This window comes from Vibrio breoganii, from assembly GCF_024346795.1.
Taxonomy (GTDB): Bacteria; Pseudomonadota; Gammaproteobacteria; order Enterobacterales; family Vibrionaceae; genus Vibrio; species Vibrio breoganii.
Genome location: NZ_AP024864.1, coordinates 871366 through 890306, shown reverse-complemented (window position 1 = coordinate 890306; position 18941 = coordinate 871366). Strand labels below are relative to the sequence as shown.

19 protein-coding genes and 1 tRNA gene are annotated in these 18941 nt (G+C 46.2%); 9 read left to right on the top strand and 11 right to left on the bottom strand.

Features of this window, described 5'->3' with window-relative positions; all coding sequences use genetic code 11:
- The first annotated feature begins 20 nt into the window (after positions 1-20).
- Positions 21-650, top strand: coding sequence for a CAP domain-containing protein (locus OCU35_RS04220; RefSeq protein WP_017032556.1), 630 nt, complete (start codon positions 21-23; stop codon positions 648-650).
- 146 nt (positions 651-796) lie between these two features.
- On the opposite strand, the gene OCU35_RS04215 is transcribed toward OCU35_RS04220, so the two are convergent.
- Positions 797-1864, bottom strand: a complete 1068-nt coding sequence (locus OCU35_RS04215; protein ID WP_261825702.1) for a DUF1214 domain-containing protein — start codon at positions 1862-1864, stop codon at positions 797-799.
- Positions 1865-2005: 141 nt separating this feature from the next.
- On the opposite strand from OCU35_RS04215, the gene OCU35_RS04210 reads away from it, so the two are divergent.
- On the top strand, positions 2006-2929 hold the full coding sequence (locus OCU35_RS04210; RefSeq protein WP_261825701.1) for a LysR family transcriptional regulator: 924 nt from the start codon (positions 2006-2008) through the stop codon (positions 2927-2929).
- Between the two features lie 198 nt (positions 2930-3127).
- On the opposite strand, the gene OCU35_RS04205 is transcribed toward OCU35_RS04210, so the two are convergent.
- Positions 3128-3204 (bottom strand) — tRNA-Arg (locus OCU35_RS04205).
- A gap of 200 nt (positions 3205-3404) precedes the next feature.
- Between OCU35_RS04205 and folD the strand changes: the two genes are divergently transcribed.
- Positions 3405-4259, top strand: coding sequence for a bifunctional methylenetetrahydrofolate dehydrogenase/methenyltetrahydrofolate cyclohydrolase FolD (gene folD, locus OCU35_RS04200; protein WP_017029469.1), 855 nt, complete (start codon positions 3405-3407; stop codon positions 4257-4259).
- A 60-nt stretch (positions 4260-4319) separates the two neighbouring features.
- Here folD and OCU35_RS04195 read toward each other — a convergent pair whose 3' ends face one another.
- Together OCU35_RS04195 and OCU35_RS04190 are read right to left on the bottom strand one after the other, a co-directional pair.
- Positions 4320-5318 carry a lytic murein transglycosylase gene (locus OCU35_RS04195; RefSeq protein WP_261825900.1) on the bottom strand — a complete coding sequence of 333 codons (999 nt, stop codon included), beginning with the start codon at positions 5316-5318 and terminating at the stop codon, positions 4320-4322.
- Positions 5319-5351: 33 nt separating this feature from the next.
- Entirely contained in the window at positions 5352-5639 is a 288-nt protein-coding gene (locus OCU35_RS04190) for a YcgL domain-containing protein (protein WP_017242502.1), read from the bottom strand.
- 177 nt (positions 5640-5816) lie between these two features.
- Here OCU35_RS04190 and minC point away from each other — a divergent pair, with 177 nt between their 5' ends.
- The 3 genes from minC to minE are packed head-to-tail and all read left to right on the top strand — an operon-like array spanning position 5817 to position 7571.
- A complete protein-coding gene (gene minC / locus OCU35_RS04185; RefSeq protein WP_261825700.1) occupies positions 5817-6479 on the top strand; it encodes a septum site-determining protein MinC in 663 nt (220 codons plus the stop codon).
- An 11-nt stretch (positions 6480-6490) separates the two neighbouring features.
- A complete protein-coding gene (minD, locus tag OCU35_RS04180) occupies positions 6491-7303 on the top strand; it encodes a septum site-determining protein MinD (protein WP_017029473.1) in 813 nt (270 codons plus the stop codon).
- A 7-nt stretch (positions 7304-7310) separates the two neighbouring features.
- Positions 7311-7571, top strand: a complete 261-nt coding sequence (gene minE / locus OCU35_RS04175; RefSeq protein WP_017029474.1) for a cell division topological specificity factor MinE — start codon at positions 7311-7313, stop codon at positions 7569-7571.
- Positions 7572-7622: 51 nt separating this feature from the next.
- Here minE and rnd read toward each other — a convergent pair whose 3' ends face one another.
- From rnd to OCU35_RS04145, 6 genes are all read right to left on the bottom strand, one after another.
- Complete coding sequence (gene rnd / locus OCU35_RS04170; RefSeq protein ID WP_102498875.1) at positions 7623-8741, bottom strand: ribonuclease D; 1119 nt, start codon at positions 8739-8741, stop codon at positions 7623-7625.
- Between the two features lie 97 nt (positions 8742-8838).
- A complete protein-coding gene (gene fadD / locus OCU35_RS04165; RefSeq protein WP_102489753.1) occupies positions 8839-10521 on the bottom strand; it encodes a long-chain-fatty-acid--CoA ligase FadD in 1683 nt (560 codons plus the stop codon).
- 130 nt (positions 10522-10651) lie between these two features.
- Positions 10652-11500 carry an alpha/beta hydrolase gene (locus tag OCU35_RS04160; protein WP_261825699.1) on the bottom strand — a complete coding sequence of 283 codons (849 nt, stop codon included), beginning with the start codon at positions 11498-11500 and terminating at the stop codon, positions 10652-10654.
- Positions 11501-11502: 2 nt separating this feature from the next.
- Positions 11503-12048, bottom strand: a complete 546-nt coding sequence (locus OCU35_RS04155) for a Slp family lipoprotein (RefSeq protein WP_017032563.1) — start codon at positions 12046-12048, stop codon at positions 11503-11505.
- A 36-nt stretch (positions 12049-12084) separates the two neighbouring features.
- Positions 12085-12786, bottom strand: a complete 702-nt coding sequence (tsaB, locus tag OCU35_RS04150; RefSeq protein ID WP_261825698.1) for a tRNA (adenosine(37)-N6)-threonylcarbamoyltransferase complex dimerization subunit type 1 TsaB — start codon at positions 12784-12786, stop codon at positions 12085-12087.
- A gap of 23 nt (positions 12787-12809) precedes the next feature.
- The gene (locus tag OCU35_RS04145; RefSeq protein WP_102376673.1) at positions 12810-14747 is read right to left on the bottom strand and encodes an ATP-dependent DNA helicase; all 1938 of its coding nucleotides are present in this window, start codon (positions 14745-14747) and stop codon (positions 12810-12812) included.
- 173 nt (positions 14748-14920) lie between these two features.
- On the opposite strand from OCU35_RS04145, the gene purU reads away from it, so the two are divergent.
- Complete coding sequence (gene purU, locus OCU35_RS04140) at positions 14921-15754, top strand: formyltetrahydrofolate deformylase (RefSeq protein WP_017029481.1); 834 nt, start codon at positions 14921-14923, stop codon at positions 15752-15754.
- A gap of 44 nt (positions 15755-15798) precedes the next feature.
- Here the strand turns inward: purU and OCU35_RS04135 are convergent, their stop codons facing one another.
- Positions 15799-16374 (bottom strand): VOC family protein, encoded by a 576-nt coding sequence (locus OCU35_RS04135; protein WP_017029482.1) that lies wholly within the window; start codon positions 16372-16374, stop codon positions 15799-15801.
- Between the two features lie 208 nt (positions 16375-16582).
- Here OCU35_RS04135 and argS point away from each other — a divergent pair, with 208 nt between their 5' ends.
- Both argS and OCU35_RS04125 read left to right on the top strand, forming a co-directional pair.
- The gene (gene argS / locus OCU35_RS04130; RefSeq protein WP_017032568.1) at positions 16583-18316 is read left to right on the top strand and encodes an arginine--tRNA ligase; all 1734 of its coding nucleotides are present in this window, start codon (positions 16583-16585) and stop codon (positions 18314-18316) included.
- A 117-nt stretch (positions 18317-18433) separates the two neighbouring features.
- Entirely contained in the window at positions 18434-18940 is a 507-nt protein-coding gene (locus OCU35_RS04125; RefSeq protein WP_026026311.1) for a helix-turn-helix domain-containing protein, read from the top strand.
- The last annotated feature ends 1 nt before the right edge of the window (position 18941 follow it).

Sequence of the window (18941 nt, the reverse complement as noted above, 5' to 3'; positions counted from 1 at the left end):
AAGGTAGTTTAGGTACAACAATGCGATATATACCGATCATCCTTTTGTCGACTCTTTTAATCGGTTGTGGCTCAGGTTCGAGTTCTACGAGTAACTCCGAGCCCAATTCAGAAACAGACCCAACAAACGATCCCATAGCGACGGTTCCCGATAGTGACGGAAGCACACCAGGAAACGAGGACGGCTCAGAGCCAGAATCAACGTCACCCGACGAGCAAACCCCAGAACAAGATGACTTCGCAAGCTTGATGCTAACTGCAGTCAATCACGCCCGCTCAATAGAGCAAAACTGTGGCGGAACCATCATGCCAGCAGTACCTGCCCTAAAATGGAATTATGACTTAGAAGCAGCCGCATTCAGGCACTCAAGTGATATGGCTAATGGCGATTTCATGGATCACACAGGCTCGGATGGCAGCACACCCGCAGAACGCGTCGCAGATACCGGCTATTCAGCCAATGCATGGGCGGAAAATGTCGCCGCTGGGCAAAATTCAATAGACGACGTCATGGCATCATGGATGAGCAGCGCTGGCCACTGCCAAAATATAATGAGCAGTAATGTCACAGAGATGGGCGCAAGCGCAGTAGAAAATGCAGATACCCAATACGGCATCTACTGGACACAGGTGTTTGCTAATGCTTGGTAAAGTTGTGAGGTGATGCGTTCCAACCAGATTTTCATAAATTGCAATTAAGCATCATCAGAAAGTAGTTATTCCTGTTGGTTAAGCAGATACAAAAAAGCAGTGAAGAAGAACTCCACTGCCTTTTCTTTTTTACGACGCTTTTTTGATTACTGAGTAACAACAGTCGCTGTAGGTAAATTCATGAACGCTTCGATTTCAGGCTCGTACGCTCTCAAGACAATATTCCAAGGCTTCGCTGCGTAAAGATAGTTTTCAGCACCTTCTTTACACTCTTTCGGGCCAACCGTCACTTCAATCTGACCCGTTTCATCACCTTTGATTGTGTTGCTTTCATCGGCCATTAAGAACATATCTTTGCCGTAAATAGTCAGGCTGTAAAAACCGTTAGCGTTAGTATCCACAACAGGACCTTCAAACGTCACTGTGCTGCACTCTAGATCTTTAGGGCCAGGGATCAATTTATATGATGCACGTTCTTCGGCACTCAACCCCCAACCTGCAGCACTAATTAGCGTGTATTTTTCCCAATCAGCGATTTTGTAGGTTGTTTCAACCATGCCACCTGAGCTATCCATCGGACTTTTTGCAAACTCTTGCTTTAATGCTGTACGCGTAGCAAGCAATTTATCTAAGTCGTACGAAGGTAGAGGGTTTGCATTAGTAGCGGTGACTGAGAGTTCATTTGAAATAACGTCAATTTGCTCTTCAGCATCAGCGTTATCTTCGACACCAATACGCACTAATATACCAACATGGTTATCAAACTTTTCAGAAGAGAAAGTGTACTCACCACCTTTAGTAAGATGAACCGGTGTGGTGTGCGTATCAAGGTTGATAATTTGCGCAGTGACTAGACGGCTGTTATCAACTGGCAAGTTAAGCGTAAACCCTCCTGTCGTATCGACGATAGCCGCTGTGTATAACACATTCACGTTTGGAGTCGTTAGGATTTGGTTGTTCACACTTGCAATGCTAGGCGTATTGAATGTGTTAAGACCATTTACTTTTACTAGGTTGGCTGCAAAATCCATCCCTTCAGACCAAATGAATTCTTCTGATGTCAAGCCTGTTGCTTCAGGGCGTGTGCCCCAATCAGACGTATCCACAACCGTCTCGGGAGCGACAAAACCTACAGTGTTATTCGAGTCGTCAGAAGACGTGCAACCGAACAGAAATACCGAAGCGACAGACAAAGCAATCATTGATTTTTTCATTATTAAGACCCTATTTTCAGTAAAAGATGCAACGTCCTGTCGCTGGAAGTGCCGTCATAATATAAAGTCACTTGTTAATTGGATATTCATTAGATTTGCATTTAGTCTTAAGCTGTACTTAATACCTAAGCAGAGCATAAGATGACAAAAGATAAACTGAAGAACCTAGATTTAAACTTACTCAAGTTATTCTCTGTCGTTTATCAACAAAGAAACTTAAAGCGTTCATCCGAACTGCTATTTATATCCCCACCAGCCGTCAGTCAAAACATCAGTAAATTAAGAAATCATTTTGACGACGAACTGTTCATCAAGGCCACAAAAGGCTTTGATGTGACTCCTTTTGCAGACAGTTTATTCAAGGCACTGACACCCATCATGGAGCAATTATCAGTTGCATTGAATGAACATCATCAATTCGATCCCGGCAATCTAGAAGGCACTATTACCATTGAAATGGGACAACAAATCCTACCCTGGCTACCCTCCCTACTGTTTTCACAGATCGCGAACGTGTCTCCCAATGTCGCCTTTGCCGCTCACAACATCACTCAAGACACGCCTAGAATGATTCTAAGCGAGCAAGTCGATATGGCGATTCAGTTTCAATTTGCCCACATGAGCAAAGATATCTATGAGATGCCCTTGGTCGATGTCGAAGTGTTTGCAATGGTAAGGGAAGACCATCCTCTGAAAGAAAAGGCCGTTGAGGTTGAAGCGCTACTCAATTACAACTTTGCTTTAATTGAAATGCCGTTATTTAACCAGTTCCATTCTTCACTCATTGAAGCCTCAATGGAAAAACGTGGTACGCCTATAAAAGTCATGTATCGGAGCACTTCAGCCAGTAGCGTGAAACAGGCAGCACTGCACTCCGACCTGATTTTTCCTGCGCTTGGCAACTACGCTAAGCATTGTGGTGAGGGATTACGCGCTATCCAAGTCACCAACATACCCGAAGTAAACAAATTAACCTTATGCGCCTACATCCACAGAAAAAACCGCAAAAGCAAAAAGCATCTTTGGTTGTATGAAATGGTCAAATCAAAATTACAGGGCGATTAGGCGACGACTTTAGTATTGATATAGCCACCATGGCAGCCAATAATTCAATATATAGACTTGCAGTTGGTGCGTATCAGAACGACAGAAGTTTTAGGGAGGTTCAAATCCTTTCATCTCTAACCAAGAGCTAACTAGACTATGAACAGCAAAAACGAAAAAGGCCTGACAACTTAAAAAGTCGTCAGGCCTTATAGAATGTGGCGCGCCCTGTAGGATTCGAACCTACGACCACATCCTTAGAAGGGACGTGCTCTATCCAGCTGAGCTAAGGGCGCGCTATGGGGAAGGATTATACGAGTTGAGAATCAATGGTCAACGGCTTTATTGAACATTATGATCTAAGTGCCGAAAAAAAAGTCAACGTTATACATTGTGGATATAAAATACCCGACGCAAACGTTTGCTATGTAGCAAAACTGTTTCGTTTCTGCGACAATGCGCCAAAATGTTGAACCGCCTTAACTTAGGGATCGTCATGACTGCTCAAAACATTGATGGAAAACTGATTTCTCAAACCGTTCGTTCTGAAGTTTCAGCGCGAGTAAAAGCTCGCACTGAGGCTGGATTACGTGCACCTGGCCTAGCTGTTGTTCTTGTGGGTCAAGACCCTGCATCTCAAGTTTATGTGGGTAGTAAGCGCCGCGCTTGTGATGAGGTTGGCTTTGTGTCGAAGTCTTTTGACTTGCCCTCTACCGCTACCGCGCAAGAGCTTTTAGAGCTGATTGACCAGCTCAATGCTGATAATGAAATTGACGGTATCTTGGTTCAGCTTCCACTTCCAGCGGGCATTGATTCTACTGAGATCCTTGAGCGTATCACTCCAGAGAAAGACGTAGATGGCTTCCACCCTTATAACGTGGGTCGTCTTGCACAGCGTATGCCTAAGCTTCGCTCTTGTACGCCAAAGGGTATCATCACTCTGCTAGAGCGTTACAACGTACCAACACACGGTAAGCATGCGGTCATCGTGGGTGCATCTAACATTGTTGGCCGTCCTATGACTCTTGAGCTTCTGCTAGCGGGCTGCACAACTACAACCTGTCACCGCTTTACTAAAGACTTAGAAAGCCACGTGCGTCAGGCTGACGTGCTTGTGGTTGCGGTAGGCAAGCCTAACTTTATCCCGGGCAACTGGGTGAAAGAAGGCGCGATCGTGATTGATGTAGGTATTAACCGCCTAGACAATGGCAAGCTAATTGGTGACGTTGAGTATGATGTTGCACGCGAGAGAGCAAGCCTTATCACTCCAGTACCAGGCGGTGTTGGCCCAATGACAGTGGCAAGTTTGATTGAAAACACCATGATTGCCTGCGAGCAGTTTGGTAAATAAGCTTTAAGACTGCACAAACAAAACAAAACAAAAAGAGCGAGGATAGTCCTCGCTCTTTTTTTATAATGATTTCAGCTGATCTGCTAAATGACTCACCGCCAAACCAAAGTAGTAGGAGCGGTTCCATTTCATTAGCACCTGATAGTTGTTGTACACCAAGTACACTCGCCCCGACGATGAGTCTGGCGCTATCAGCCAAGCATCAATATCCTTTTTAAGCTTAGGTAAATCATGCCCTTGCAGGTTGCGAACACCCAACTCTTGCCACTGCGCCAATGTTTTGGATTGTTCTGGCTGTCGCCCAAAGAGGCTATCATCTAGAGACTCAGATAAGGTCACCTGACGACCCCAGGTATAGGTATCATTCCATCCAGATTGCTTTAGATAATTAGCAGCAGAGGCGAACACGTCGGATTCATTCTTCCAAATATTCTTGGTGCCATCGCCATTACCATCAGCCGCGTAATTTAAGAAAGAACTTGGCATAAACTGAGGCTGACCCATAGCGCCAGCCCACGATCCTTTCATATTTTTCGCGGTGATATGACCTTCATCTAAAATGGTTAGCGCCGCCATCAGCTCATTGCGAAAAAACGTCTCACGGCGCCCTTCATAAGCCATAGTGGTCAAAGCATCAATCACATTGTAACCGCCTGTTAGCACGCCAAAGTTACTCTCAACGCCCCATAGAGCAACGATAAACCTTGGCTGGACGCCGTAAAGTTCACCGATGCGCTCAAGCTCAGCTTGGTGTTTGCGATACTTCTGCTTGGCCTGTTTTACCTTCCACTTTGGTACAGCTCTAGGTATGTACTCATCCAGAGTAATTTTGTTTTCTGGCTGAGAACGGTCAGCCGATACCGCACGAGGCTTAAACTGCACATTAGCAAAGGCACTTTCTACAGTTTTAGACGTAATCCCCTGCTCTGCTGCCTCACTTTTTAGCGCAACAACGTATTCATCAAAGCTGACATCTCGTTCAGGTATCTGCGTATTCGCTGATACTGAAAAACTACTTGCTAGTAAGATAAGCCCAATGCTTTTTGCGCACTTCAACATCCTTATCATGCTATCTCTATTCCTTTATGCGTGTTAATCAGCCGAATCGTCTTGCTCTTTTTTACGTCGCTTATAGGCATCCAATTCATTTTCTACTGGAGGTGGCAACTGCAGGAAGAAGCCATCGCTTAGAAGTGACTCCTTTACTTTATCGACATTGACAGTGGCAAGACCGCGCTTCGCGAGATTCACTACCATTACCATGGTCGGCTTACCGAACATCTGCATCAATTGATCCGGCACTGCAGAAAAATCATCTTTCTTAGTGATGTAGAGGTACATCCCCTGTTTTTTGTTACTTTTATAGATTGCACAAATCATATATCGCCTTGATCTATCGAGTTCATATCCAAGCTTAAACAGCTAAAGTGTCAATTTTAAAGACTTTGTGTAATTTTGAGCTTAAAACCAACATTTGACAACAAGTTACTTGTTCGTTGTCACTATGATAGATAACATAACAGGTAACTGTTTGATTATATGCCAAGGCTAGGTTAGATGTCTCAAACTCCAGATCTAAAGGGAAGCAGTTTTCCACTTACTGTGCTTCACATGTATGAGCACGACACTGATTCAGCAATTCGTTATTTAGATGAAAAAGTGGCTAAGGCCCCTGCCTTTTTTAAAGCTGCTCCACTGGTCGTTAACCTGTCTCAGGCAAACTCTGAGCTCGATTTAGCTCGTCTCAAACAAGGCATTATTAATATTGGTATGGTGCCTGTGGGCGTCACCGATTGCACCAACAAACACCTCGAAAAGCTAGCAAGAGAAGCTGGGCTTGCTGTTATGACTGGCACCAACCGTCCAGATAAAGCACCCGTAGCCATTACGCCAAGCAAAATAATTCGTACTCCAGTGCGTTCTGGACAACAGATCTATGCCAAAGACAGCGACCTAATCATCCTGAGCCATGTGAGCGCGGGTGCCGAGGTGATTGCTGACGGAAGCATCCATATTTATGGCACTTTGCGCGGACGTGCTATCGCAGGCGCGAGCGGGCAAGCGGCCTCAATACTTTGTCATAACATGCAAGCAGAATTAGTCTCCATTGCTGGAAACTATTGGCTTAGCGAACAAATAGAATCTCACTTCTGGGGAGAAAAAGTGATTTTGGGTTTAACGGACCAAACCCTGCACTGCGATCTCCTCAATATTAAATAAAGGATAAAATGATGGCACGTATCATTGTTGTTACTTCAGGAAAAGGCGGCGTAGGGAAAACCACCTCCAGTGCCGCTATTGCATCGGGTCTAGCCCTGCAAGGTAAGAAGACCGCTGTTATCGATTTCGATATCGGTCTACGAAACCTAGACCTTATTATGGGCTGTGAGCGTCGCGTAGTGTATGACTTCGTTAATGTCATCAACGGCGAAGCGACACTAAACCAAGCACTTATTAAAGATAAGCGCACAGAAAACCTATTCATTCTGCCTGCATCGCAAACTCGTGATAAAGACGCACTTTCTAAAGAAGGCGTTCAGCAAGTATTGAATGACCTGGACGAAATGGGCTTTGATTTTGTTATCTGTGATTCTCCTGCGGGTATCGAGCAAGGCGCTTTAATGGCACTGTACTTTGCCGATGAAGCGGTTGTAACGACCAACCCTGAAGTATCATCAGTACGCGATTCAGACCGCATCCTAGGTATTCTTGATTCTAAATCACGCCGCGCGGAACAAGGCCTTGAGCCTGTGAAGACGCACCTGCTACTGACTCGTTATCATCCTGCTCGCGTAACTCAAGGTGAGATGCTAAGCGTGGAAGATGTAGAAGAAATCCTTCACATCAACCTACTAGGCGTGATCCCTGAGAGCCAAGCGGTACTGAATGCGTCTAACAAGGGCGTGCCAGTTATCTTTGACGAGCAGTCTGATGCAGGCATGGCTTACCACGACACAGTACAGCGTCTACTAGGTGAGCAAATCGAGTTTCGATTCCTTACGGAGCCGAAGAAAGGTATCTTCAAACGTCTATTTGGGGGTTAATTAATTTATGTCTTTACTAGAATTTTTCCGTCCAAAAAAGAAGACGACGGCTAACGTTGCCAAAGAGCGTTTGCAGATCATTGTTGCAGAGCGTCGCAGTCATGACGACCCAGCGCCGTCTTACTTGCCAGAGCTTAAGGCTGATATCTTGAAGGTGATCAGCAAGTATGTAGACATCGATCCAAACATGGTGAACGTCTCTTTTGAGCACAAAGATGATGACATCTCAGTGCTCGAATTAAACGTGAAGTTACCAGAAGAAGAATAGTTCTTACTCTGATAGAAAAAGTAAGGCGATGATTTCTCATCGCCTTTTTTATTAATTCAATTTCTTGAGCAAGCGCTCACCAAGCAGAGGTTTACGCCAGCCCTGCATTAAATCAGGGGTAGACTCTGGCGCCATGTTCTTACGCCATACCCACGAAATAAGTTGGTTCACTTGCTTCTTAGAGGCTAAGAACTCAGGGGCAAGATGCGAGTCCTTCACCACTTTGTTCACTTCGTCTTTCAATGACTTGAACGTCTGCTTGTAGTTCGGTAGATCCACCAAGCGATCAATCTTTTGTGGCCACTCTGCTTCTGGCGTGCTTTGCGCCTTACGCACAATATTGGCAATCACAGCGCTATAACGACGTACCGAGCGTACATCACACTGCTCTCTTTCCATATCACGTGCTGAGGTGAGGCTAAAGCGAGCAACAGCCAGCAGATCGACTTCTTTAAACACAAAGTTAAGTGCCAAGTCTTTACGCAGTGCCGTTTCATAGCGCCATGTTGCCAACGGCTTAAGAACGCTAAGCTGCTGTGGAGACAATTGCCATGCGCCCTTGATATCAAGATACGCTTTCTCTGGCTCATGATGACGAATACGCTTAGACACCTGAAGCTCAGACTCTTGCATCGCATTCTGCCAGTAACCCGACTCCTTAAGAGCCGCTTGCAGCTTTTCAAACAAAGGCTGCAGATAGAACACATCCGCGGCTGCATAATCCAACTGCTTTTGCGTCAATGGACGAGCCAACCAATCTGTACGCGATTCGCTTTTATCCAGCGCTACTGACAAGTATTCGTTCACTAAGGTCGCAAAGCCTGTCGAAAGGCCGTGCCCTAAAAATGCCGCCATGACCTGCGTATCAACCATAGGCGTAGGGACGCTCTGGAAATGGTGTTGGAAGACTTCAATATCTTCACCACACGCATGCAATACCTTAAGCACAGAGGTGTCTTGTAGCAGCTCTACTATCGGAGTGACATCATCAATAACGGTGGTATCTATCAAGCTAAGAAGCTCGCCATCGTACATCTGCACCAAGCCAAGCTGCGGGAAAAAGGTACGGGTACGGACGAATTCGGTATCCAACATCACCGCTTCTTTTTGACGGGCTTGTTCGCACGCCTGTGCCAGAGTTTGAGTGTCTGTCACTATCTGATAATTCAAAATAGTCTCTTTATATTTCCATAATTAAAAATGCCCCTGCATTGCATGCGCTGATTGCGTCTGCTCTGCAGGGGCTTATGTTCAATATCGGTTTCGTTTAAGCCGATTTTGCTTCTTTAGCGTCAGTACGTAATTCACGACGCAAGATCTTGCCGACGTTTGTCTTTGGCAGATCTTCCATAAACTCAACAATCCTAGGTATCTTATAACCTGTTAGATGCTGACGACAATGGTTAATTAGTTCATCCTTGGTTAAAGATGGGTCGCGTTTAACTACGCAGATCTTAACCACTTCACCGGATACATCGTGCGGTTCGCCAATCGCGGCAACTTCTAGCACCTTACCATGCAGAGCAACCACGTCTTCGATCTCGTTTGGATAGACGTTGAAGCCAGACACTAAAATCATGTCTTTCTTACGATCGACAATGTGCAAGAAGCCTTCGTCATCAAACTTAACAATGTCACCCGTTGATAGCCAGCCGTCTTGAGTAATCACTTCACGGGTTGCTTCTGGACGTTTCCAGTAGCCCTGCATAACCTGCGGGCCACGGACTTGCAGCTCACCCACTTCAGTATTTTCTAAAGGCAAGCCTTCGTCATCAACGATACGAACCTCTGTAGACGGTACAGGTAAACCGATAGCGCCGTTGTAATCGACCATGTCGTGTGGACAGCCCGATACCAGTGGAGAACATTCTGTCAAACCATAGCCTTCCAGCAAAAAGACACCTGTGGTCTTTTTCCATTTATCCGCCACCGCTTGTTGAACCGCCATACCGCCGCCAACAGATAGCTTCATACGGCTAAAGTTCAGCTCGTGGAAATCTTCATTGTTGACCAAGGCATTGAACAAGGTATTGACACCGGTAATCGCGGTGAACTGTACCTTCTTCAGCTCTTTCACAAAGGTCGGAATATCACGAGGGTTGGTGATTAACAGGTTGTTGGCACCCAACTCTAAGAATAGCAAGCCGTTCACTGTCAAAGCGAAGATATGATAAAGCGGCAACGCCGTAACCACTAACTCTTTACCTTCTTCTAGCTTAGCGGCGTATGCCCCCTTGGCTTGCAGTACATTGGCAACCATATTGCGATGCGTCAGAACCGCACCTTTGGCCACGCCAGTTGTACCACCTGTGTATTGCAAGAAGGCAATATCTTCACCACTCATAAATGGCTTAACATATTGAAGGCGACGGCCTTTATGCAATGCCTTTTTGAATGAGATAGCACCAGGAAGATCGTATTTTGGCACCATGCCTTTCACGTACTTCACGACAAAGTCGACAACCGTACCTTTGGCTGTCGGTAGCATTTGTCCTAGGCTCGTCAATACCACGTTTTTCACAGAGGTATTGTCAACGATTTGCTCAAGAGTGTTCGCAAAGTTAGAAACAATAACAATGGTTTCTACTTCGGCATCATTCAACTGATGTTCAAGCTCGCGAGGGGTGTAGAGTGGATTCACGTTCACTGCAATACAGCCGGCACGAAGCACACCAAACAACGCAATGGGGTATTGCAGTAGGTTAGGCATCATCAAGGCAACTCGATCGCCCTTTTTAAGCTTTAATTCATTCTGCAAATACGCAGCAAATGCACGACTTCTTTCTTCTAATTTACGATACGTCATTACCGACCCCATATTGAGGAAGGCAGGTTGATCCGCAAACTTTAGAACACTGTTTTCAAACAGCTCGACCAAAGATGGGTAGGTATCTGGGTCAATCATTTCTGGTACATCAGAAGGATATCGAGAGAGCCAAGGTTTATTCACGTTATTACTCCTGAAAAAATAGCAACGCATTATATACGACTATCAGGTTGAATTTCTTTGTTTTATTGGGATTCCATTACAGGATAGCTGGAAAATCCAAAGGCGTTCAAATGGTGTTCACAAAAGCACACTAACCGAACAAAATTAGAGCGATTATTGCCTCAGAAATAGACCTTGGACAGGTTAAGTGGCAGTGATGACCACCCTTAATGTGTGAAATTCGCGTCGTTGGGGAACAAATTGAGCTCAAATGGGTAAAACCCGCATCACCCAAAATGAGTAGATTTGACTTAGGAAGAGCATCAACAACCTGTTTCGCATGCGCTTCTGTCATCCGATACAGGGATTCTGCCTTGAGTTTTTTATCGTGTCGCCAGCGCCAACCCTGCTCTGTTTGCTCAGAATCTCGCTCTACCAGCGGAGTGATTTCATCCGCGTTTAAAACATAACGCTTAGCGCGCAGCTGCACCATTTCCTGAAAACTTTCAAAGAAACGCGCTGGTTTTTTGCTGACTCTTTGCCGGCTCAGCACACCCTTTCTCAATCGTTCTAAACTGTTTTGTGGCGGCTCAGATATCGGGCCATAACCCTCGATTTGAACCAAGTGATCAATATTCTCCGGAAAAGCCGCGGAGTAACAACTCGCGATAAGCGCACCCATTGAATGCCCGACTAAGGTTAGCGGGCAATCGAGTTCTTTGTTAAGCTCAGTGATAACTTGATGTAGGGAATCAATATAGTCATGAAACGGATAATAGCCGCTACGCGAGTGGGAGCTATAACCGTGGCCGGGAAGGTCTAAAGAGATAAGCTGGATATCTGGGTGTAGCGAGCGCATTACGTCTATTAAAGGAGTGAATGACGCCGCATTATCTAGCCAGCCATGTAACATCAAAACACAATGTGAGGGGCTCTGTGGTTCATGACACAAAGCCGATAGCGAGTAGTCACTAACCTCAAAGGTGCGTTCTGATAACACCGTTACTCAACACTCTGCACGACGTGTCCTGTTCTAGGTCCATAGTTGACCTCGCGACAGTACAGCGAACGACAAGGGAACATGCTCAGCGGTTCATCATGCACAATCAGCTTTTCTTTGATTTGCCATAGATGGTAGCCGTCGGCATTAAGCACAGGGAATCGATATTCATACTCTCCTACTTTGCCACTCTCATTGCCGGCAGGCTTTCCTAGCACAGAGATCAAACGCCCTTTGGCGAAGGTTACAGGGTCAATAAAGCCATCCACGTAGGCAACAAAGCGCCCTTCAGGCTCTACATTAATATCCGGCTTGCCATCTTTGGCTATGGGTAGGTTCACGATTTCAAGGCGTGTTTTTGCCTCAAGATTCGTGATCTTAGCAATCACACCGCCAAGTCGTACTTCGGAGACCTCTTCGGGTGCGCTGTTCACCCAGTTACCGTAGTCGGTCACTATCTTTTCGTTGCTCGAAACAAGCGAGTCAGGCAAAGAGCTGCAGCCCGCCAACACTAAACCCAAAAGAAGAGCGGTTAATACTCGATACATACAGTCTCCGTGTACAACGTATCTAACGTGATGTGGTTATTCTCGACCCGGAAGCTTTTTCCAAGCCACCTTATCACGTAGATAAACAGGTGACGCTTCTTCCGCCCCCACTTGATTGCCATTGGCAAGCTCGTGCTGAGCCAAAATAACGATATCTTGTGATTCAGGGTATAGTAGACCGCTGTCAGTGCGCTTAAGTTCAAGCTGATTTAATTCTTCAGCGTACGCTTCCCAGCCCGTGCCCACTTGAGCCCAAACCAGTTCGCTTTTTGCAGTTTGCTGAGCAAGCTCAGCTGGAGGAATCACACACTCTTCATCTTCGATGTGCCAAACGCCAGATTCCATACGACTGAATCGACCCCAGTACACCTCACTCATGCGAGCGTCAATGGCAGCCGCCACGTTGTTTGCTTGAGTGGTACGATACGCACCTTGAGCCATTGCTTGCAGGGTAGAAACCCCCACCATAGGCAAGTCAGCACCAAAGGCTAGGCCTTGAGCAATACCAATACCAATTCTAACACCCGTAAAACTGCCAGGGCCTTGGCCGTAAGCAAGGGCATCTAAATCACCCAGTTTCAAACCTGCCTCAACCAAGAGTTGATCCACCATTGGCAAGATCTTGGTGGTGTGTTCACGAGGGGCAACCTCACCTTTAGATAACACCTCTCCGTCAACCATAATGGCTGCAGAGCAAAACTCGGTTGAGGTATCTAGTGCTAGAATTTTCGCTTTCATCTATTACTCAATTATTCGCTGTACTATTCAGCCTCGATCACGACATCGGTCGAAGGCTGTAAGAAATTTATAATGTTCGAAACGCTACGAGTGCGCGGTATCGGTGGCAGACTGGATAAAAACATCTTACCGTAATCGCGTGTTACCAAGCGATTATCGCAGATAATCAATGCACCTCTATCGCTTTTATCTCGAATTAAGCGCCCCACCCCTTGCTTCAATGCAATAACAGCATCAGGGAGTTGCACCTCATAAAAGGGTTCGCCACCGTTGAGTTTACAGTCCTCAATGCGCGCCTTTAACAGCGGGTCATCAGGGGCGGTAAACGGCAATTTGTCGATAATAACACAGCTTAACGCGTCACCTCTAACATCTATCCCTTCCCAAAATGCTCCGGTGGCCACCAGCAAGGCATCGCCCAGTTCAGTAAACTCTTTTAATAACGCCTGCTTACTGCTCTCCCCTTGCATTAGCACAGGCAAGTCTAGTCGTTGTCTGAAGCGTTCAGTGAGATCTTTCATCATGGCGTGCGAGGTGCATAAGAAGAAACAGCGCCCTTTGTTGGTCTCAATAACCGGCGTCAATATAGACACCAGCTTTTGCGCCATTTGCGGGCTGTTTGGCTCAGGCAAATAGCGAGGCACGCACAACCTTGCTTGTGACTGATAATCAAAGGGACTGCTCAAGGCTAAACTGTTTTTCGCCTTTAATCCCAAGCGAGAGGTAAAGTGCTGAAAGTCGCCCGATACCGACAAGGTCGCCGAAGTAAACACCCAACTTCCGCCATGTGCATCCACTTGCTCTTGAAACTTATTAGCGACTGAAAGCGGTGTAATGTTCAATGAAAAGTGTCTTGGGGTGCATTCAAACCAGTAGGAATACCCCATGATCGAGGTATCGCAAACCCGCGTTAAGCGGTTTTGTATCTGAGTGACGCGATCAAACGCCGTATCTAAAAGCTGGCTGCGACCTAGCGCCATTTTGAGCACATCACGGCACAGCTGCAGTGCGTCTTGCAGGCGCTCCATCTCTCGTTGTAGCTTTTGATTTTTCAGCGCGTCGCGCCAGTTGCCACGAAAGCCGGGCTCACCCAGAGAAATACGCATCTCAGAGGCCGAGCTCACCAGTTTATCCGCCACCTTTTGTAGCTGACGCATGTCTTTGGCTTCCGTGCGATAACCAATCTCTATGTCTTTGGCTAAATCCGCAATCTGCTTAGAGCTAATAGACTGACCAAAGTATTGGCTGGCAATATCTGGGATTTGATGTGCTTCATCGAATATGAAGACCTCCGCCTCTGGCAACAGCTCACCAAAGCCGGTTTCCTTTACCGCCATATCCGCCAAAAACAGGTGATGGTTCACCACCACAAGATCAGCCTCGAGCGCTTTATTGCGTGCCTTAAACACAAAGCAATCGCCGAAACTCGGACATTCCTTCCCTAAGCAGTTTTCATTGTTAGAAGTAATATCTGGGATAATTCGGCTGTCTTCGGCAAGGTCTTCACATTCACCAAGGTCGCCGCTTTTTGTTGATGAGGACCAAGAACGAACCTTAACCAATTGGGTCAGTAATTGCGGATCGGAATGGTGGCCGTGACTCTCGACAATCTGACGGCTCAATCGGTCAAGGCACAAGTAATTGGCGCGGCCTTTTAACAGCGCAATACGACCCGTAAAGCCCAGTGCATCTTTCATCAATGGCAGGTCGCGGTGAAACAGCTGTTCTTGCAGGTTTTTCGACCCCGTAGAGACGATGGTTTTCTTACCGCTCAACAATGCAGGAGCAAGGTAAGCAAATGTCTTTCCAGTACCCGTGCCCGCCTCAACCACCAGTTGAGACTGCTCTTTAATAGCTTGATGGACATTTTCTGCCATCATGGTTTGCTCATCACGCGGCTGAAAGCCTGAGATCGCTTTACCTAGTGCGCCATCGGCAGAAAAAACAGTACTGATATTCACAAAAGGGGCCTTGTTGATTGAGCGAAAAAATAATTATGTCAGCTTTTACCCATTGGTGCGACTGTGAGCTTAGGGTGCTGGGCAATTTAGCCACCCGTGGAATTTGCAAGCAGGTGAAAAATTGGATAATGTCGAAGCAGACCTATTTTCATCATTTTTATTAAAGAGTCATCATGGAAAGAAAGACCCTACTCACCCATTGCTCTGACGAGCCAGGGCTGATCGCGAAGATCACCAATATCTGTTACAAACATCAACTGAACATCATTCATAACAATGAATTTGTAGACAACACCAGTGGTCACTTTTTTATGCGTACTGAGCTTGAAGGCAACTTCAACGATTCGGTATTTATGGAAGACCTAACGTTTGCATTGCCTCAAAACGCCAGCAAGAAATTGGTGGATTCAAGCAAGAAGAAGGTAGTGGTGTTGGTCACCAAGGAATCGCACTGTATAGGCGATATCTTGATGAAAACCTTTGATGGCAGCCTAAATGTGGATATCACCGCAGTGGTCAGTAACTATGACATCCTGCAGCCATTAGTAGAGAAGTTTGATATCCCGTTTCGTCACGTGAGCCATGAAGGGCTAAACCGTGAAGAGCATGAAACGAAAGTGAAAGAAGCCATCGATGGCTTTGACGCTGATTACCTAGTGCTGGCCAAATACATGCGTATCCTAACGCCAAGCTTTGTTGAGCATTACCACAATCGCATCATTAACATTCACCACAGCTTCTTGCCGGCCTTTATTGGTGCTAAGCCTTATCTTCAGGCTTATGAGCGCGGTGTGAAAATCATTGGTGCAACGGCGCACTTTGTGACCAACGATCTAGACGAAGGCCCAATCATCAAGCAAGACGTGATCCCTGTGGATCATAACTTCAGTGCTCAAGATATGGCACAAGCAGGTCGTGACGTTGAAAAGAACGTGCTGAGTAAAGCGCTAAATAAGGTAGTGAACGACCACGTATTTGTTTACGGCAATAAGACCGTTATCTTGTGATCTTCTTTGACTGAACCCCGCCCGGGGTTCAGTTTCTAACCTTGTTACGCTTGCTCTGATTCTACTATTTTCTTTAGCGGATGCGGATGCAGTTTGATACACACTCCGTCTTTCTTAAACGCTACAGTAGGATTGGCTAAACGCTCCCCTTCACCCTTCGGGCTAGACAGCTTCATCTTCATCCCTGTTTCAAGGTTAAAGCTTGGGAATCGCTGCTTGATATCTTGCAGGTATTCTTGCGCATCGACTTTATCTGATGGAATCACAAACTCGATGTGCTCCCAATCTTGAGAAGGATAGATCTTACCCTTTGCGGGATAAGGAAGCTCTAGGCAATCAATAGACCAAGCACCGGCGGTGATTGGGGTATCAAAGGCAATCACTACGATAGGTCTGCCATTGATTTGTGCCTGTGAAATGGTCGCGCCTAGCTCTGACCACGCCTCGTGAGCAAGCTTAGCAAGAGCCGAGTCATTGATTCTAAGGGCAATATGATCCGCCTGAAATTGGCTAAGGTCTAACCCTAGTTCTTGTCCCAAAACGGCTATCTTTTCAGCAAACGCATCAACCCTATCTAGCATCTGTTGTGGGTGCAGATTTGCCTGTTGTAATTGCTCCATATTCCCTACCCTTTGGTCATTTAATCCGGTTTTGGCAGAAGTTTACCTGCAACAGAGAGTTTTGCTACAGATTAATTGGATTGCACCCTTTGAGAGCACTTTTAGATCAGCGCTGATCTTGTTATCATTACCCCCATTTTTGTGAACTACGGCACGAAAGCACTTATTATTAGCTTTCTTGACACTCCTTGAATTGAAGGAATTGCGTGTGAATATCCAAGCACTTATTAACGACAAAGTATCTCAAGCACTAGAAGCAGCAGGCGCGCCAGCAGGCAGCCCAGCAGCAGTGCGTCAATCTGCAAAAGCTCAGTTTGGTGACTACCAAGCGAACGGCGTAATGGGCGTTGCAAAGCGACTAGGTACAAACCCACGCGAATTTGCTCAAAAAGTGCTTGAGCACCTAGACCTTGATGGCATCGCTAGCAAAACTGAAATCGCAGGCCCAGGTTTCATCAACATCTTCCTAAGCGAAGAGTTCCTAGCGAAGTCTGCAAAAGCAGCACTAGCGGATTCTCGTCTTGGCGTTGCATCAGAAGCACCGCAAACTATCGTAGCGGATTACTCTGCGCCAAACGTGGCCAAAGAGATGCACGTTGGTCACCTTCGTTCAACCATCATTGGTGATGCTGTAGTTCGTACGCTTGAGTTCTTGGGACACAAAGTGATCCGTGCTAACCACATCGGTGACTGGGGAACTCAGTTCGGTATGCTTATCGCAAACCTTGAGCGCGTTTCAGAGCAAGATGGCGAAGTTTCAATGAAACTGTCTGATCTTGAAGCCTTCTACCGTGAGTCTAAGAAACTGTACGACGAAGACGAAGAGTTCGCGGTTAAAGCTCGTAACTACGTCGTTAAGCTACAAAGTGGCGATGCGTTCTGCGTAGACATGTGGAAGAAGTTGGTGGACATCACCATGCAACAGAACCAACTGAACTACGACCGTCTAAACGTATCTCTAACTCGTGACGACGTGATGGGTGAGAGCCAATACAACGACATGCTAAAAGGCATCGTTGCTGACCTTAAAGAAAAAGGCCTAGCGAAAGAAGATGACGGCGCGCAGGTTGTATTCCTAGACGAGTACAAGAACAAAGACGGCGAGCCTATGGGCGTTATCGTTCAAAAACGTGACGGTGGCTTCCTATACACCACAACCGACATCGCTTGTGCAAAATACCGTTATGAAGAACTAGGCGCGAACCGCGTACTTTACTTCATCGACTCACGTCAGCATCAACACCTAATGCAAGCTTGGACTATCGTTCGTAAAGCTGGCTACGTGCCAGAAGACGTTTCTCTTGAGCACCACGCATTTGGCATGATGCTAGGTAAAGACGGTCGTCCATTTAAGACTCGTGCTGGCGGTACTGTTCGTCTAGTTGACCTTCTTGACGAAGCTGAAGAGCGCGCAGGCAAGCTTATCGAATCTAAGAACCCAGAGCTTGCAGAAGACGAGAAGAAAAACATCGCGTCTACTGTTGCTATGGCTGCGGTTAAATACGCTGACCTTTCTAAGCACCGTACCACTGACTACGTGTTCGATTGGGACAACATGCTGGCATTTGAAGGCAACACAGCGCCGTACATGCAATACGCTTACACTCGCGTAGCGTCTGTATTTGCAAAAGCTGGCGTGTCTATGGACGACCTGCAAGGCGATATCATCGTTACTGATGAAAAAGAGAAAGCGCTTATCGCTAAACTGATGCAGTTTGAAGAAGCAGTACAAGCTGTTGCTCGCGAAGGTCAGCCTCATATCATGTGTAGCTACCTATTCGAACTAGCGGGTCAATTCTCTAGCTTCTACGAAGCATGCCCAATCCTAGTAGCAGAAGACGAAGCGGTTAAGCAAAGCCGTCTGCAACTAGCAGCGCTTACAGCGAAGACCATCAAGCAAGGTCTGTCTCTACTGGGTATTGAAACTCTAGAGCGCATGTAATTCATCGAACTATCGCGGCTTAAAGTTAAGCCACTTTAGAACGAGACAAACGAGAAGGCTTGAACATCACGTGAACTGACCCCCAATAGTTGGACACCAATTATTGGGGGTCTTTTTATGTCCAAATACAACCGAGCATTGAAATGCTCAATAGCTAAACAATATCTACAAGGCGAAAGTTCTCAGGAGCTTTCTCGTCTTCATTCTATACCATCACGCCAAATACGTTACTGGGCACAAGTATTCGATATCCATGGCTCTCAGGCATTTATCCCTCATGGTTTTGCAAAGAATGCGCAAACTAAGCTCCAAGCTTTGACTCATATGTGGACGAATGGTTGGTCTATCAGTCACACTAGTGCGGTTTTAAATTTTTCTTCCTCTGGCACACTCGCTGTTTGGCTCAAACAGTATGAAAGATATGGCTTCCAGGGGCTTGAACGTAGCAGAGGACGACCCGCAATGAGTAAGCATCCTTTTATTCAAAACAAGAGCGATGATGAGAAAACACTGGAAGAGCTCAAAGAGGAGTTAGCGTACTTGCGAGCTGAGAATGCTGTCCTAAAAAAGTTAGAGGAGCTGGAACAGGAGAAGCATCGTCGAACAAAGAAAAAACGAAAGTAGT

Bases quoted from the DNA above. Each gene is read 5' to 3' on its own strand.
- minD (WP_017029473.1), top strand. From the start codon at position 6,491: ATGGCACGTATCATTGTTGTTACTTCAGGAAAAGGCGGCGTAGGGAAA.
- minE (WP_017029474.1), top strand. From the start codon at position 7,311: ATGTCTTTACTAGAATTTTTCCGTCCAAAAAAGAAGACGACGGCTAAC.
- OCU35_RS04215 (WP_261825702.1), bottom strand. From the start codon at position 1,864: ATGAAAAAATCAATGATTGCTTTGTCTGTCGCTTCGGTATTTCTGTTC.
- folD (WP_017029469.1), top strand. From the start codon at position 3,405: ATGACTGCTCAAAACATTGATGGAAAACTGATTTCTCAAACCGTTCGT.
- OCU35_RS04155 (WP_017032563.1), bottom strand. From the start codon at position 12,048: ATGTATCGAGTATTAACCGCTCTTCTTTTGGGTTTAGTGTTGGCGGGC.
- tsaB (WP_261825698.1), bottom strand. From the start codon at position 12,786: ATGAAAGCGAAAATTCTAGCACTAGATACCTCAACCGAGTTTTGCTCT.
- OCU35_RS04195 (WP_261825900.1), bottom strand. From the start codon at position 5,318: ATGTTGAAGTGCGCAAAAAGCATTGGGCTTATCTTACTAGCAAGTAGT.
- OCU35_RS04125 (WP_026026311.1), top strand. From the start codon at position 18,434: ATGTCCAAATACAACCGAGCATTGAAATGCTCAATAGCTAAACAATAT.
- minC (WP_261825700.1), top strand. From the start codon at position 5,817: ATGTCTCAAACTCCAGATCTAAAGGGAAGCAGTTTTCCACTTACTGTG.
- OCU35_RS04220 (WP_017032556.1), top strand. From the start codon at position 21: ATGCGATATATACCGATCATCCTTTTGTCGACTCTTTTAATCGGTTGT.
- purU (WP_017029481.1), top strand. From the start codon at position 14,921: ATGGAAAGAAAGACCCTACTCACCCATTGCTCTGACGAGCCAGGGCTG.
- OCU35_RS04190 (WP_017242502.1), bottom strand. From the start codon at position 5,639: ATGATTTGTGCAATCTATAAAAGTAACAAAAAACAGGGGATGTACCTC.
- OCU35_RS04135 (WP_017029482.1), bottom strand. From the start codon at position 16,374: ATGGAGCAATTACAACAGGCAAATCTGCACCCACAACAGATGCTAGAT.
- OCU35_RS04210 (WP_261825701.1), top strand. From the start codon at position 2,006: ATGACAAAAGATAAACTGAAGAACCTAGATTTAAACTTACTCAAGTTA.